The following is a 14,532-nucleotide window of genomic DNA, read 5'->3' as shown; positions in this document are numbered from 1 at the left end:
TCGGGCCCCTCAGCCGTGCGCGGCGGGGATGTATACGGCCACGACGGCAAGGACCGAAGCCACGGAGCCAGGGTACGCAGGGGACAGACACGGGAGGCCCCGCGGAATGGGGGCGCCCCCCGTCGTGAGCGGCTGCTGACGGGGGGCGCCGGGGAAGGGCCTGCGCGGTCGGGGGAGGTCGCGCGTCAGCCGTGGTCTGCGGTGGCTGGTCAGTCTGCCGGGACGGTATCGGCGAGCTCGTCGAGCGATACCGGCGTCACTCCACGCAGGATGCTGACGTGGCGTGACGCGATCACCCATTGAATCCGGGCATCGTCGTATCCCACCCTGATGGGCCCCGTGTCGATGGGGGCAAGCGTGCGCGGGTCATATTGCAGTCCATAGACCCCCCATGCCTGCGGGAGCTCCACCCACGCGGCGACGTGCCCGGTACGCAGATGGGGACACATCCGCACAGCGATCCGGGCACACGGAAGGCACACGGGCGGGGAGCTGGTGAGCTCCCCTTCGGCCACGGGCTGCCCAGTGTCCGCCATGATGTGGAGCTGCCGATCGGGGGTGTCTGTCAGGGTGTCTCGGCCGCAGACCTGGCACAGCAGGCGGGTCATCGCCTGACGCTGTCGCAGTGCGTGCACGGCGGCAAAATCGGGGGCGCCTCGACCACGGCCGAGCGCCTGGCGGGCCCACAGAGCGCCGAATGAGTCACGGTCGTAGGGGCCCTCGTCCTGGTAGGACAGGATCCATTGGCCGTCTCGGCCCCTGCGGCGGGCGAGTGGCGGGCGGAGCATCGGCTCTGCGTCCCAGGGAGCGATGTACGGGACGGGCAGACCTCGGTAGACGTGCTGGGTCATGCGTTCACCTGGCCGGAGTCGGCGGGGTGCTGGAACGTGGCCCACGGGTCGCCGGTGAGCTCGCGGTACGCGGTGAGGGTGTAGAGAGCGGCGTCGTCGTAGACGGTCACCGCGATCGGACTACCTACGGCGAGCGCCTGCATCATGTGCTCATGGGCGACCAAATCCGCCTGCCAGGCCCGTAATTGCTCGCCAGGGTCTCGCCCGTCCGGAGCGCTCAGGCGGAACATCCTTTCAGAGGCCCATGTGACCTCCTGGGGATCGGGGTCGAGGTGGGCGGCGAGCTCGCCGGCTCGCGCTGTCAGCCATCGCAGGGCGAGTCGCGGTGTGCTCGTGCCGTAGGTCGCCAGCAGCCATTGCCCCATGCGGTCGGGGCTGTGGGCGGTGATTTCACACAGGATCAAGGGTCCTCCGTCCGGCCGGGGCCAGGGTGGCGATGGCGTCGGCGGCTATGGCTGTGGTGACGGCCTCGCAGAGTGCGTCAATGTCAGTGAGGGTGAGCGGATCCGCGGGGGCAACGATCCAGCGGCGAGCGCCGGTGGATCGTCCGCCGCTGGCGGCGGTGATGTGCGGCGGGGGATAGAGCAGTACGCCGGTGGACACGGCCCGTGTGCCCCGCAGATGAGGCCAGGAGACTGCCTCGCCGGGGGGCACGAGGTACTCGACGGCCGAGCGGAGCGGCGTATGGAGCACGGGGCCGACGGGGGCCCCCATGGCCCGCAGCCGGTCGAGAGTGTCCATGCCGAGCCGGGCGGTGATCCGTACGACGTCCCACGTCGCGCCGATCCGGACAGGCGTGGCCTCCGCACCGGCAGTCGCCGCACCGATCTCCAGAGGAAGGGCCGTCATGCGCCTGCACCCGGTCTCTGGCAGTTGCCACACGCCTGCACCAGCCACCCGAGCCGCCCACGGCCCTCCGCCGCGGTGTACGCGTATCCAGCGGGCTGGAGGCCATGAGGCGATCCACAGCGCGCACACCGCTCACCACGTAACCGCGCCATCTCCTCGGGCGTCGCGCTGCGCAGGTCCAGAACTCCGTGTCGTACGTCGCTCGCGGCGACCGGCGTGCGTTGCATCGACTGCATCCCTGTCGTCTGCACTGACTGAGTGGGGGGACGGGAGCGCACATGATCACCTGCGGCGCTCACGCGGGAACGCTCCGTGTCTATCGCATAGGCTGCCATTGAATTTCAATGAGCGAAACCCGCATGACTGAATCCGCCTCCATACGAGATGCGTCCGCAGGGGATTCATGTGTGGCGGCTGCCGGATACGCTGCGGGGACACATCAGAGGGGGGCGAGTTGACCACATCAGGGACCGCCGGGCCTGCGGGCCGCATGCAGGTGGCCCGCACCCTGCTCGCGCTGCGGACTCGGGCCGCCCTGACGCAGAGTCAGGTAGCTCAGCGCGCGAGCGTCAGTGTCGGCACGGTCAATCGCTATGAGTCCTGGCAGGACCGCGCGAAGCTGCGGGTCCCGACCGTGCGGGCCATCGCTGATGCCTGCGATGCGACGGCGAGCGAGCGCGACGCCCTGGTCCAGCTCGTCACCCGGCAGGAATCCGGATGGTGGATGGATCACCCCGCGATACCGGAGATCCTCGATCCCCTGGTCTCATTCGAGGCGTACGCCTCGTACGAACATGTCTGGGCCAATACTCTCGTGCCAGGCCTGCTCCAGACGCCCCGCTACGCGCACGCCCTGCATCAGCGGGCGGCGGTCCGAGTCGACGCGGACACCATCGCCAGCACCGTGGACGCTCGCATGCAGCGTCAGAGCATCCTGAATCGAGAGCCCCCGCTGCACCTGTGGGTAGTCCTCGATCAGGCTGTCCTGCGGCGTGTAGTCGGCGACGCCTCCGTGATGGCCGAGCAGATCGAGCACCTGGCGACCATGGCCGAGCGCCCGAACATCGATCTCCAGGTCCTGCCGGCCTCGACAGGCGCCCACGCGGCCGGAAGCGGCGGGCACTTCGTGTTGCTGGGCCGGGACGACGAAAGGAACCCGCTGGACGCCATGGCCGTCGTGTATTTGGAGCTGCACCGCCGGGGCCTGTACCTGGATACTCCAGACGACGTACGCGATTACAAGATCATGTTTGACTATCTGCGATCCAGCGCTGCCGACCCTGCGGCCAGCAAAAATTTGCTGGCCGACGCACGACAGGAGCACATCCGATGACCACCACTCCGCCCACTGCCGCTCAGCTCGCGGGCGCTCGCTGGTCGACCAGCACGTACAGCGCCGCCAACAACGAATGCGTGGAAGTCGCCACCGGCCTGGGGGCCTGGGTCGGCGTCCGGGATTCAAAGGTGCAGCGGGGCCCCGTCCTGGCTGTGCCGGCTGAGGCGTTCGCCTCGCTGATCGGAGCAATCCGCGGCGGCTCCCTGTAGTCCTCACGCACGGAGGGCCCGGCCTGGGTTCAGGCCGGGCCCTCCGTGCGTGGCAATGGGGACGGGTCACCGGGGGAAGTTGTGCACCCTCATGCGATCGACTGACCTAGAGCTCCCTCCGCGCGCACCTTGGCCAGACTCGTCCAGCGGGGGGGCTCGTACGCCTCCGGACTGGGGAGGGCGGGAGCGTGGGCCGCGTTCAACGCTGCGGATGCGGCCACTAGCCCCCACACCATCCGGCGGGTGCGCCGCATCGGGCGAGAACGCCCCCGCCGGCTGGCGGGGGCGTTCTGCGTACGGCCGCCGATCAGCAGGGGTTCAGGCCCGCCGCGTCGGCCTCCTGGCGGACGTAGCCGCCAAGGTTCGACGCTTTCCAGTCCGGATGCGCTGCCGGGAGCGGGCCCCGGTGGCTGCCATGCAGGGCATCGTGCTTCCACAGCAGGCTCGCGGTCAGCTCGGCGTCCTCGCGCGCCTCCTGGAGGTCGCTTCCGGTGGCGCTGGCGGCCGCGAGGTGGCGCTGGGCGAGCGCGGCGCGGCACAGCTGGTACTCCCGTTCCTGCTCGGGCGTGGTGGTGCCGGCGGCGTCGCTGACGCGGAGCTCGTCAACCATGCGCTGCACCTCGCACGTCGAACGTAGAAGGCTCCACAGGTCCTCGGTCATCGAGTAGGTCCGTTCTTCATCGAGCGGATGGTCAGCCAGGTCGTGGTGACGGCGGCGAAAGCGCCGATGGCTCGGTGGAGAGCTTGATCGAGTTCGAAAAGCGCGGTCCCGGGACCTGACTCCTCCGTTCGGGCCGCGCCGTCCTCATCGAGGCGGCGCACGACGGTGCAGTGGTCGACGTATGCGCTCTTCCCCGCCCTGGCGGCCAGCCAGAGCAGCGGCTGCCGCTTGTCGATCACCAGATGAGTGAGAGCGTTAATCCCGGCACCCGCGACCAGCGCCGAGGCGGGTACGCGGTAACCGAGCACACGGGTGAGGAGGACCGTCCCTGTCACCTGGCCTGCGGAGTAGCTGGCCACGTGCCGTGCGGCGCTGATCCAGCCCAGGCGGGTGGCGGTCATGGTGGGGTGCCCCGCGCGATCGTCCCCCTCGGTTTTCTCACCGACGGGAGAGCCGTCTCGGTAGACCAGGTGCTGCCCGTAGGCGCCCTTGTTGGCCGCGTCCCCGTTGCCCTGGAACCATTGGTCGAACAGAGGGTGCAACGCGTCCCAGGTCGCCAGGAGAGCGCCGGTTAACGCTAGGGCCTGCGCGGGGGCGGGCCGGTCGGTCATCATGGGTGTTCCTCGTTTCGTCGTTACGGAACTGGGGGCCCCGAGGCGACCGCCACGCCTCCAAGCAGTCGGCAGCCTCGGGGTTCACGCTTCCTGATCGTCCGAATGGGCCCTGCCCTGCCGTGCGGCAGTCACGGTGTTGGTGCCGGCGGTGCCGGACCATCCGCAGCTGCACCGGGCCAGCACCTTCCCCGGCTCCTCCTGACTGTCGTAGACACCAGTCTCGTGCTCGCGCGGCGGCCGAGAGGGGCGGGGAAGCTCGCCGCCATTGGCGTACATGGCGGCGCGCTCCGTGTGCTGGGTCAGCCAGCCGCGCCACTGGGCGGTGTCGCCGTCGAGGATGCGCTTGTGCCGCTCGCCCACGGTGCTGTGATGCTGTCGTAGCTCCTCGCCGATGTCCCGGAAGGGGAGCCGGGCCCGGCCGTTCGGACCAGGCTCGCGGGCGAACAGCAGCAGCTCCTCCTTCAAGGCGGTCATGCGCGTCTCCAGCCGCCGCACGTCGCGAAGGTATGCCCGGAGCGCTTCCGGGGTGATCTCCTCTCCGCCACGGAGGGCCTCAAGGGCCCGCAGCGCGGTGTCGGCCTCGTCGGCGACGGTCCAACTGATGTGGCCCCCCTTGAAGTGGAGGACGTAGGACGTGGTGCCGTCAGGCCAGTAGACGGTGGGGCCGGCGAGCTCGTTCGGGTCCTGCACGGTCTTCACGGGAGCCCCGGTATCCGGGTCCAGCTCGACCTGCGCGATTCTCCACTGCGTGCCCGTGTAGTTGGGGCTGTAGGTGGTGGTCACAGATACCTCCCACTCTCCTTGTCGGGGTTACCCGACAAGGAGAGAGTTTGGCGGGAAACCCCGACAAGCGTCAAGCGTGCAAGTCCGGCGCCGCCGGTAGAGCACCTGATCCGGCCAGGAAACACGTGAGCCCCCGGCATGGCCGGGGGCTCACGTGGAAGGGCGCCGATCTATCGCGTGGGCTGCTCATACCGGGCGACGCGGGCCCGGATGAAGCTCGCAGCATCGCTGTCCTCGCCGAGCACGGCAGTCACGACCTTGGCCAGATCAAGCCCGATCTGCACCACGTCCGCAGGGTCCTTGACCTGCTGCCAGGTGTGAACGGCTCGCCGCGCAGAGCCCTCAGCTTCTGTGTGGGTTGCGCCCCGCAGGGCGATCTGAAGCCCGGTGGTATGCAGGTACCAGCGGGCAGCCACGTCCGGCTCCCCCAAGAGAAGGGCGAGCCATCCGCGCAGCTCCCGGATGCCGATTACGTAGGGATGCGGCTGCCCATACTTCGCAGTGAGCTCGCGATCGAGCGCCTCGGCTTCGATCGTTGCGGCAGCGAGGCCCGTGCGGTCGTCAGGGCTGCCGAATGCGGCAACGATGGAGTTGATCCGCTCCAGGTAGGCCTTGGGGGGACGGCTCTGCGAGGGCAGGGCAGAGCCTTGTGGCACGGGGAGGGGGGTCTGAACCGGCAATACCGCACTATCGACGCCGGCATGTGCGCCAGGGAGCCCCGATGGCGCTTCCCCCGCCCCCGAAAACTCCTGCTGCGGTACCACCGTCGTGCCGCCCACGTCGGAACGGTCGGACCCGTTCACCCAGTATTCGGGCGTCACGATGCCCCAAGGGCGGAAAACCTCGTCATCCACGACTGTTCCCTTGCTGGTGTTGATGCCTACGTACCCTCAGAGGATCAGATGCTGACGCCCTTCGCCCGCAGGTATGGCAACGGGCTCACGTCGCTGCCGTACTCGGGCCCCGTGCGGATCTCGAAGTGGAGATGCGGACCGAACGCATTGCCCGTCTCGCCTGACAGGCCGACGACCTGCCCACCACTGACACTGTCGCCCTTGGACACTCTGATCCTGCTCAGATGGGCATACTGGCTATACATACCGTCAGGATGGCGGATGACGACCTGGTTTCCGTAGGCCCCGCCGTTCCCAGCCGACACGACCGAGCCGGGCCCGATGGCATGGATCGACGTCCCTGTGGAGACTGCGAAGTCAATACCGGTGTGGTAGCCGCTCGACCAGGCTCCTCCAGCCTGGTGGTAGGGCGTCCCCAGCTTCCCTTTCACCGGTCGACCCCAGCCTCCTGATGTTCCCGGGTCGCCAGAGGTGTCAGGCGCAGTGAGCTTCTCGACGTTAGCCATGATGGCCTGGACGTAGTTGTAGGTCTGCCCGTCAGCGAACTCCGGAGGCGGCACGCCCTTGTACGACTCCACCCTGAACCACCCCGCGTTGTAACCGGCCAGGGCAAGCTCGATGGGCGACCCGTTGTACTCCGGATGTTTCTTCCCGGACTTGAGCAGCTTGCACATCATGGACGCTTGCGACGGGATGGCATCCTCGGGGTCCCACACGTCCTTCCTGCCGTCACCATTGCCGTCAATGCCTTCCGCAGCCCACGTGCTGGGGATGAACTGGCTGATTCCGTCCGCGATGGGGTTTCCGTTTGCGTCCTTGGACTGCGCCCTGGGATTGAATCCACTCTCCTGCATGATCTGCGCGGCCAGGACGGCCGCAGGCAGGCCCTGGTCACACGTAGCCGCTGCCCTCTCGATCAGTCCCGCGTATTCCGCCGGGACGTACCCCTTGCCCACTCGTAGCGACCCGGCGCTGAGATCGAAGCCGCCCCCACTGTCACCTTCGTCGTCGCTGGCGGAGATCAACAACACGATGCCCAACCCCAAAGCCAGCGGACTCACGACGAAGGCCCCAGCAAGTAGTGCGACGCCCCCCTTGGCCTTCAACCGGTCCCCCTTGCAGTACACCTGTCCTGTTTACTGTCGCGGCGCGTGACGGGTCGGCACCTACACGCATCACGCGCGATGTCGAACGAGGCCCCCACAGCACCCAACGTCACATTGCCACATGTAATTTGTGACCCCAAAGGCGCTGACACAGATCACAGAGCCTCACCCTCACGAGGCGCAACAGATCGATATAAACGGTCGTTAAAGGTGACGAACAACAGTAAGTGCCCTTTCTTGTGGGGGATTTGACGTGCCGCCCGCCTCACCAGCATCACCGGGGAGGCACCGGCCGGACATAGACTTCCGGACAAGTGTTCACATCCAGTGGCCGCCTTGATGGTCACAGTTGCAATGGGGGGATCGGTGGCTAAGAAGACTCCGACGGCCGTGACGTTGTCCACCCAAAACCGACTGCTCGTTCCGGTGTTGGGCGCCCGAGGCGGAAGCGGTCGTTCTACTGTTGCCGGCCTGCTCGCCTATTCACTTACGTCGGCGGGCACCAGCGTCGTGCTGGACACGGCCCCCCGGCTGACATCCCCGTGGCCTTCCTGGCCCGCGGAACACGGGGCAGGGCTCGCCTCGCTACCTACGGACCAACCCTTCACGCGCGCGCAGGCTCTTGCCGCCGCGTCACGCTCCGCCGGATCGAACGGCCCCTTTGACGTGCTGACCGATCACCAGGAATGGAACCGCGGTCCTCTCGCGCTGCCTACCGACCCGGCAGCCTGGTATCAGCTGGTGGCGGCCGGCGGATGGCAGACGGGTGTCGCGGATACGGCCCACCCGGTAGCTCATGACATCGTCACGGCACGCACCCACGGCCTGCCAGGCCTGACTTCCGCTTGGTGTGCACTTCCATTTGCGGTGCCGGTGCTGTGCGCACCCACGACGGGGCCCGGGGTGGCAGCTCTGCAAACAGCGGTCAAAGCTGCGTTCGCCGAAGGGCTACCGCTCCAACGCATGATCGTGGCCTTGACCGCTCCAGGCGAGGGCCGCCTGCCGCCTGTAGTGAAGGCTGCCGCCACGATGCTCCAGTCCCAGGTGGCTGCGGTCATCAAGGTGCCTTTTGATCCTCATATTCGTACCCACGGCATGGCCAACACAGCCCGCCTCGGGCGCCGTACAGCAGAGGCAGCCACTGCCTTGGCGGTGGCGGTGCTCACCTCGGCCTACCGAAGCTGGGGCAACCCGTTGCCGTCGGCCCCATCGCCGGCGGGCTTGCCCGCCCTCTCAGTCCCGACTTCCGCTCGCTCTGTCCAACCTGTCCCTGAAGGGGTTCTCTCATGAGCCAGTTGCTCCAGTCCATGCACACAGCCGTCGAGCTGGCCGCAGATCCGGTGATCCCGGGCTTCACACCGTCTCTGCCCGGAACACTCCAGAATCCGACCGGCAAGATTTTGGGCTGGACCGCAGGAGTTGGGCTCTCACTCGCGGTGCTCGGCGGACTGGTCGGCTGGGCCTGCGTGGCGGTCGGCCACAACTCCGAGCGCGCACAGCTCGCCTCGCGCGGCAAGTCAGCCATTGTGTGGTCGCTGATCGCTGGTATCGGTATCGGCGTGACGAGCGGTCTCGTCTGGGGCTTCTACTCCATGACGCAGGGAGCGTGATGGAGTGAGCGCCGCATACGACGGCAAGGCCCGCAAGGCCCGGCTGCGTCTCGCCCTTATTGGGGTCGCGATTGTTGGCACTCTCGGTGTTGGTGGGGCCCTCGGAGTCATGACGCTCAAGGCCGACGAACCGGAGGCGAAGGCGTCTCGGGACGCCTCACCTGGTGGCACCGCCTCTTCGGCCCCCCCGGCCAACAGAGCTCTCACCCCAGCCGAAGCCTCCCGCGTTCCAGTACTCAAGCCGAAGTCAAACACCGACGGCATCGGCACAGGCTTCGAGCACTCTGCACTCGGCGCCACATCAGCGGCGATCTCCTACTGGGAGGACCTCGACGTCCTCGACGACGTGATCGCCCGAAAACAGTGGACAGCCATCGCTGCCTCGGATTCCCCCAAGACCATCGACAAGGGTGTGACCGAGGTCCGCAAAATCCGCGAAGGGGTCGGCCTGCCTCCTTCGGGAGGAACGCCTGACGGCATCACCTTCAGCACCAACGTGACAGCAGCCCTCACTCGCTCACTCGATACGAGCGGCGACATCGTCAATGTCTGGATGGTCTTCGACCGCTACGCCACGATCCGCGACAAGGGGGCCGACGACAACCCGCTGAAAGATGAGGTCACCAACCTGGTCCTCAAGTGGGACGGCGGGGACTGGAAGGTCACCACAGACCCGCAGTACACCTCCGAGGTAAACGGCCCGCACGCGTACGACCCGGCCAGCACATACGCATGGGCCGACGGATGGCGGGTGGTCTCTGATGGCTAGGCCCCTCACTCGCCTGCTCACCCTGCTGGCAGCCATCCTTATCGTGCTGGTGTCAGGGACCTCAATAGCCTTCGCAGGCACTAAGCCTCCGGCTCCGTATCCACCGGAGCTGAAAAACGCCGACACGATCGGAATTAACAAGCAGACCGGCGAATACTGCGACATGTTCGCGGCAGACGAGAAGACGCGTCTGAACTGCCGAGCCCCTGCGGACTGCGAGGACTATCCCGCCGGCATGGTGGTCTGCCTCGGCGAGGGTTCTCATGATTCAGACGAAGCCCACCAGTTCGAACTTAAAGAACTGAAGCGGTGGGAAGCAAAAGCAGACAAGAACGCCCCAAATTACGCGAACGTCCACAAGTATCTCGAAAAATGCGTCAAGGAAGACAAAAAGACCTTCCAAGAGTGCAACCAGGAGGCAAGCGCCAAATATCCGCTGCCGTCCAGCCACTTCCGCGACTGGGTAGCAGGCCAGATCAGCGAGATGGCGGCCAATGCGCTCGAAGAGGCCGCCTCCATGTTGGGGCACTCAGTCGTCTGGCTTCTGAAGGAGTTCGCCGACGCCTTCAACGAAGTCTCTACTATCGACCTCGCTAAGACGGGCATCGGGCCAGTACTCGGCATCACCACGGGGCTTTCCCTGGTCGTCGCGTGCTTCCTGCTCCTGATGCAGTTCGCCAAGGTGGCTGTCTCTCAGCAGGGCGGCCCCATGGCCACCGCCGTCGTTGGCCTAGCCAAATGGGGCGCAATTCTTGCCGTATATCTATTCGCCACCCAGGTCGCGCTGAACTGGTCGGACACCCTGAGCACAGCCTTGATCAATTACACGTTCGACGGCGGCGGCTCCAGTGCTGGTGACGCATCCAAGGCCATGGAGAAGCAGCTCGGGACGCTCTTTGCGGGCCTCGTTGGCACGGGCGGCGCTGCCACGGCGGGCGCCGCCCTGATCACAGGCAGCGGCATCGCCCCGACTGCGGTCGGATTCGTCGTCGTGATCTCGATCCTGTGCATCCTGGCCATCGGAGCCCTATGGATCGAGATGCTGGTCCGTCAGGCCGGCATCATGATCCTGATCACGATGATGCCGCTGGCTCTCGCCGGCCAGATGTCCGACGGGACTAAGGACTGGTGGCCGAAGGCTCGCAACGCACTCATTGCCCTGATCTTGATGAAGCCGACCATCGTCATCGTCTTCAGCATCGGTTTTTCCGCCATGTCGGGTGCCGAAGGCGTACGAAACGTGATCGTGGGACTGATCATTTTCATGGTCGCGGCTATCAGCTGGCCCGTGCTTGCCAAGTTCATCGTGATGACCAGCACCGGCGAGGGCACATCCACCGCCTCCGGTCTGATCAGCAGCGTAGGAAGCTCTGTCTCCTCGATGTTCGGCGGGAACCAGCCCGGCCTCAGCGGGGCGGGAACGTCGGGCGGCGGCAGCAACTACACCAAGGCGCTGGAGGGCGAGAACGCGAGCGCCTCCGAGAGCGGCGGGGGTGGGTTCTGGTCCAAGACCATGATGGGAAGCAAGGGCGCCAGCTTCACGGCCAAAGCCGGTGGTGCCATTGGGGTTGGTCTCCAGGTCGCTGCCATGGGTAAGGACGTGGCCGAAAGCTCCTTCCAGAACTCGGCGGCCCACGCGGGTCTGGGCTCCGGCTCGCAGGGCGGTCGTCACGTCGTGATTCCACCCCGCAGCAGCCCTGACTCGCGGGCACCTGTGGGGCAATCCGCGGCGCAGGAGGCTGAGCCTCCTACGTCGTCGCGCGATGCTGCACCCAAGCCCACCCCGTCCGCCTCGTCCGAAGGGAGCTGACCATGGCTCAGGCGGAGCCCACCCTGTATGGCGGATGGCAGTCGGAACGCTCGGGATTCATGGGGAACCTGAGCGGACTGGGATTCGTCCTGGTCGCGGCGTCCTCGATCACCGCGCTCATCCCCATCTATACCCGCTCGTGGGGCACAGTGCTGTTCGCCTTGCCCCTGGCCGCGGTCATGCTCGTACTCGCCTACGGGCGTGTCCTCGGCCTGTCGGCCAATGAATGGATCGTCCTCGCAGTAAGGCATCAGCTCGCAGTGGCAACGAACCGAAACCTCTTTTTCTCTGGAGCCTTCGCACCCCGGACGAAGGACGGAAGCCAGCCGATGGATTTGCCGGGGCGGCTTGCCCGGCTGCACCTGCTGGAGGCGCCGGATGGCCTTGGGGGCCAGCTCGGGATCATGCACAACCCTGTCGACAACACCTATACGGCGGTCTGTCGCGTCACCTTCCCCGGCCTGGCGCTGATCGACACGGAACGGCAGAACGTCCGCGTCAAAGGGTGGGCTGCGTTCCTCCGGGGACAGTGCAAGGAGGACGGGGCCATCACCAGGGTCTCCGTCCATCAGCGCAGCCTCCCCGACGATGGGGCAGCCCTTCGCTCGTGGACTGAGCGTCACACTTCCCCAGATGCTCCCGCTGTCGCCGTCCAGGCACTGGACGAGCTCATGGAGGGTGCCGGCCCAGCCGCCACAATCCGCGAGACCTACCTGTCCATCACCCTGTCGGCTCCGCGGGCACGGCTCGCCATCAAGGGTGCCGGCGGCGGTCAGATCGGCGCGGCCGCCGTCCTCGTCCGCGAGATCAACGCGATGGCGGGTTCGCTGTCGAGCGCCGGTCTCCAGGTCGTCGAATGGCTCCCGCCCCGCGGCGTAGCCCAGACGATCCGCACGGCCTACGACCCGGAGGCGCAGATGGCGCTGTCCGCCCGCAACACCGCGGCGGACGATCCGACATGGAAGGGCGCCGCGAAGGGCGTCGTCCCGGAGCTCGCGGGCCCGGCCGCGACGGAAACCGTCTGGGGCCTGTACCGGCACGACGGCGCATGGACGGTCAGCTACCAGGTCCGCGGGTTCCCGCAGTCCGAGGTCTACGCCACCTTCCTCCAGCCGCTGCTTCGCCCCCGCAGCAACGCGCGGCGCTCGCTGACTCTGGTCTACGAGCCGATCGGCCCGGCGAAGGCACGGCAGGAACTGGCCCGGGAAAAGACCAAGCGCGACGCGGCCAGGAAGCTGCGGGCGAAGACCGGCCGTACGGAGAGCGAGGACGAGCGGCGCGAGGCGATGACCGCGCGAGCCCAGGACGTGGCCCGCGCCAGCGGGCACGGTGTGGTCCGCCTCACGGCCCTGATCGCCGTCACGGTCACCGACCTTGAGCAGCTGGAGACGGCGTGCGCCGAACTTCAGGCGGATGCCTCGTCCGCAGGCCTGGAGATCCGGCGCGTGTGGGGCGCGCAGGACGACGCATTCGCCGTCGCAGCTCTGCCGCTCGGCCAGGGGCTGCCCGACCGACGGGTAGGCATCTGATGAGCTTCCCCTTCCGCCGTGGTGACGGCGGCGACACGAAGCTGAAGGCGTCCCGACTGGGGGACTTCCTCGACGAGATGGAGGGCGTACCGGTCCCCAAGCAGCTCTCCGCGCGGGAACGGCGCCGGTCGCGTCTGCTGGAGAGTCCCGAAGCAGCCATGCGGATCGCTCCGCGGAAGGGCTGGTCCCTGCCCTTCGCGGGCCGTGCTGCCTCGTTCGCCAAAACTGAGGTCTTCCGGGCGGACACCGAGCGGGCCAGCGGGATCTACCCGTTCCTGCACGCGGCGAGCCTTCCGCCGATCGGCGTGTACATGGGGTGGAACACCCTCACGATGCAGGCCTTTTCGGCACACCCGGCCGCCTGGGTCAAGGAGGGACTCGCCACCAACCCCAACGTGATGATCACCGGCATCCCCGGCTCAGGGAAGTCGGCGCACATCAAGGCCCTGTGCTTCCGCCTGATGGCGCTGGGCCACCGCACGCTGATCGCGGGTGACGTCAAGGGCGAGTACAAGGGGCTGTGCGAGCACCTCGGGGTCGAGCCGGTCCGGCTCGGCCCCGGCCTGCCGGGCAGGCTCAACCCGCTGGACGCGGGCCCGCTCGGCTACGACCTGGAGAACATCAAGGACCGGGCCGTGCTCCAGGCCCGACTCCAAGAGATCCACCGCAGGCGGCTGACCCTGCTCAAGGCACTGTTGGAGCTTCAGCTGAAGCGGAACCTCCGCCCGCAGGAGGAGGAGTGCCTGGACGTCGCTGTCCGCGAGGTCACTGGCGAGCTGCACGGGCAGAGCAGCCTGAGCGTGCCGACCCTGCCCCTGGTCTACGCGAAGCTCCGCGACCCGAGCGAGGCGATGGCGCGGGAGCTCCGCGTACGGGACAACGACATCCAGCTGGCCCGGGAGCACATGGCGTCCCTGCGCTCCGCGCTCGGCGGGATGATCACCGGCCACCTGGGCGGTCTGTTCGACGAGCAGACCTCGATCGGCCTGGACTGGGACGCCCCGATCCAGAGCGTCGACATCTCCGCCCTGGAGCAGTACGGCGACGAGACCGTGGCGATGGTCCTGACCTGTGTCTCCTCCTGGGCACAGTCGGCGATCGACCGGCCCGGCGAGCGTCCGTGGATCGTCGTCCGCGATGAGCTGTGGCGGCAGATGCGATCCGGCGGCGCCGCGATGGTCCGCAAGATCGACGCGGATCTGCGGCTGTCCCGCGCGACCGGCACCATCCAGCTCCTGGCCACGCACCGCCTGTCGGACTTCGAGTCCGTGGGCGCGGCCGGCTCGGAGGCCGTGGCCATCGCCAAGGACCTGATCGCGTCCTGCGAGACCCGCATCCAGCTGGCTCAGGACACCAAGCCGCTCCAGATCACGCGCGAAGCGATCGGCCTGACCGACGCTGAGTGTGAGCTGATCGGGAGCTGGGGCGCCGGCCAGCGCGGCCGCGCCCTGTGGAAGGTCGGCCGCGGCGGCGGCAGTCACGCGGTCCAGCTGATGCTGTCCCACACCGAGAAGGCCCTGTTCGAGACGGACGAGCGGATGGTGGTCTGAT

The 14,532-nt window shown here is 67.3% G+C and carries 15 protein-coding genes; 7 read left to right on the top strand and 8 right to left on the bottom strand.

All coding sequences use genetic code 11. The features are described from left to right. Positions 1-209: 209 nt before the first annotated feature. Genes ACWCQM_RS36735 through ACWCQM_RS36725 form a run of 3 tightly spaced genes read right to left on the bottom strand, consistent with a single transcriptional unit; the run spans position 210 to position 1,700 of the window. Positions 210-851 carry a hypothetical protein gene (locus tag ACWCQM_RS36735; RefSeq protein WP_450919423.1) on the bottom strand — a complete coding sequence of 214 codons (642 nt, stop codon included), beginning with the start codon at positions 849-851 and terminating at the stop codon, positions 210-212. After that, positions 848-1,255: a hypothetical protein gene (locus ACWCQM_RS36730; protein WP_450919422.1), complete on the bottom strand. Its 408-nt coding sequence runs from the start codon at positions 1,253-1,255 to the stop codon at positions 848-850. Before ACWCQM_RS36730 ends, ACWCQM_RS36735 begins: the two co-directional genes overlap by 4 nt. After that, positions 1,242-1,700 carry a hypothetical protein gene (locus tag ACWCQM_RS36725; protein WP_450919421.1) on the bottom strand — a complete coding sequence of 153 codons (459 nt, stop codon included), beginning with the start codon at positions 1,698-1,700 and terminating at the stop codon, positions 1,242-1,244. The genes ACWCQM_RS36730 and ACWCQM_RS36725 overlap by 14 nt, the downstream gene beginning before the upstream one ends. 454 nt (positions 1,701-2,154) lie before the next feature. On the opposite strand from ACWCQM_RS36725, the gene ACWCQM_RS36720 reads away from it, so the two are divergent. Together ACWCQM_RS36720 and ACWCQM_RS36715 are read left to right on the top strand one after the other, a co-directional pair. Next, positions 2,155-3,033, top strand: coding sequence for a helix-turn-helix domain-containing protein (locus tag ACWCQM_RS36720; RefSeq protein ID WP_450919420.1), 879 nt, complete (start codon positions 2,155-2,157; stop codon positions 3,031-3,033). Beyond that, positions 3,030-3,245 (top strand): DUF397 domain-containing protein, encoded by a 216-nt coding sequence (locus ACWCQM_RS36715; protein ID WP_450919419.1) that lies wholly within the window; start codon positions 3,030-3,032, stop codon positions 3,243-3,245. Before ACWCQM_RS36720 ends, ACWCQM_RS36715 begins: the two co-directional genes overlap by 4 nt. A gap of 307 nt (positions 3,246-3,552) precedes the next feature. Here the strand turns inward: ACWCQM_RS36715 and ACWCQM_RS36710 are convergent, their stop codons facing one another. The 5 genes from ACWCQM_RS36710 to ACWCQM_RS36690 all read right to left on the bottom strand — a co-directional run bounded on the left by ACWCQM_RS36710 (position 3,553) and on the right by ACWCQM_RS36690 (position 7,263). Beyond that, entirely contained in the window at positions 3,553-3,855 is a 303-nt protein-coding gene (locus ACWCQM_RS36710) for a hypothetical protein (RefSeq protein ID WP_450919418.1), read from the bottom strand. Positions 3,856-3,902: 47 nt separating this feature from the next. Beyond that, positions 3,903-4,520 (bottom strand): hypothetical protein, encoded by a 618-nt coding sequence (locus ACWCQM_RS36705; protein WP_450919417.1) that lies wholly within the window; start codon positions 4,518-4,520, stop codon positions 3,903-3,905. A gap of 81 nt (positions 4,521-4,601) precedes the next feature. Continuing rightward, positions 4,602-5,303, bottom strand: a complete 702-nt coding sequence (locus ACWCQM_RS36700; protein ID WP_450919416.1) for a hypothetical protein — start codon at positions 5,301-5,303, stop codon at positions 4,602-4,604. 170 nt (positions 5,304-5,473) lie between these two features. Further along, positions 5,474-6,157: a hypothetical protein gene (locus ACWCQM_RS36695; RefSeq protein WP_450919415.1), complete on the bottom strand. Its 684-nt coding sequence runs from the start codon at positions 6,155-6,157 to the stop codon at positions 5,474-5,476. Positions 6,158-6,201: 44 nt separating this feature from the next. Further along, a complete protein-coding gene (locus ACWCQM_RS36690) occupies positions 6,202-7,263 on the bottom strand; it encodes a peptidoglycan DD-metalloendopeptidase family protein (RefSeq protein ID WP_450919414.1) in 1,062 nt (353 codons plus the stop codon). Positions 7,264-8,549: 1,286 nt separating this feature from the next. Between ACWCQM_RS36690 and ACWCQM_RS36685 the strand changes: the two genes are divergently transcribed. Genes ACWCQM_RS36685 through ACWCQM_RS36665 form a run of 5 tightly spaced genes read left to right on the top strand, consistent with a single transcriptional unit; the run spans position 8,550 to position 14,531 of the window. Next, positions 8,550-8,873 (top strand): hypothetical protein, encoded by a 324-nt coding sequence (locus ACWCQM_RS36685; protein WP_450919413.1) that lies wholly within the window; start codon positions 8,550-8,552, stop codon positions 8,871-8,873. A 4-nt stretch (positions 8,874-8,877) separates the two neighbouring features. Then, positions 8,878-9,642 carry a hypothetical protein gene (locus ACWCQM_RS36680; protein ID WP_450919412.1) on the top strand — a complete coding sequence of 255 codons (765 nt, stop codon included), beginning with the start codon at positions 8,878-8,880 and terminating at the stop codon, positions 9,640-9,642. After that, positions 9,635-11,452, top strand: a complete 1,818-nt coding sequence (locus tag ACWCQM_RS36675) for a hypothetical protein (RefSeq protein ID WP_450919411.1) — start codon at positions 9,635-9,637, stop codon at positions 11,450-11,452. Before ACWCQM_RS36680 ends, ACWCQM_RS36675 begins: the two co-directional genes overlap by 8 nt. Before the next feature lie 2 nt (positions 11,453-11,454). Continuing rightward, positions 11,455-12,981 (top strand): SCO6880 family protein, encoded by a 1,527-nt coding sequence (locus ACWCQM_RS36670; RefSeq protein ID WP_450919410.1) that lies wholly within the window; start codon positions 11,455-11,457, stop codon positions 12,979-12,981. Then, a complete protein-coding gene (locus ACWCQM_RS36665) occupies positions 12,981-14,531 on the top strand; it encodes a type VI secretion protein (protein WP_450919409.1) in 1,551 nt (516 codons plus the stop codon). The genes ACWCQM_RS36670 and ACWCQM_RS36665 overlap by 1 nt, the downstream gene beginning before the upstream one ends. Position 14,532 lies beyond the last annotated feature (1 nt).

It is taken from the genome of Streptomyces sp. NPDC002125 (assembly GCF_053593715.1).
The sequence above is the reverse complement of the archived record's forward strand: the minus strand, read 5'-3'. Positions and strand labels throughout refer to the sequence as shown.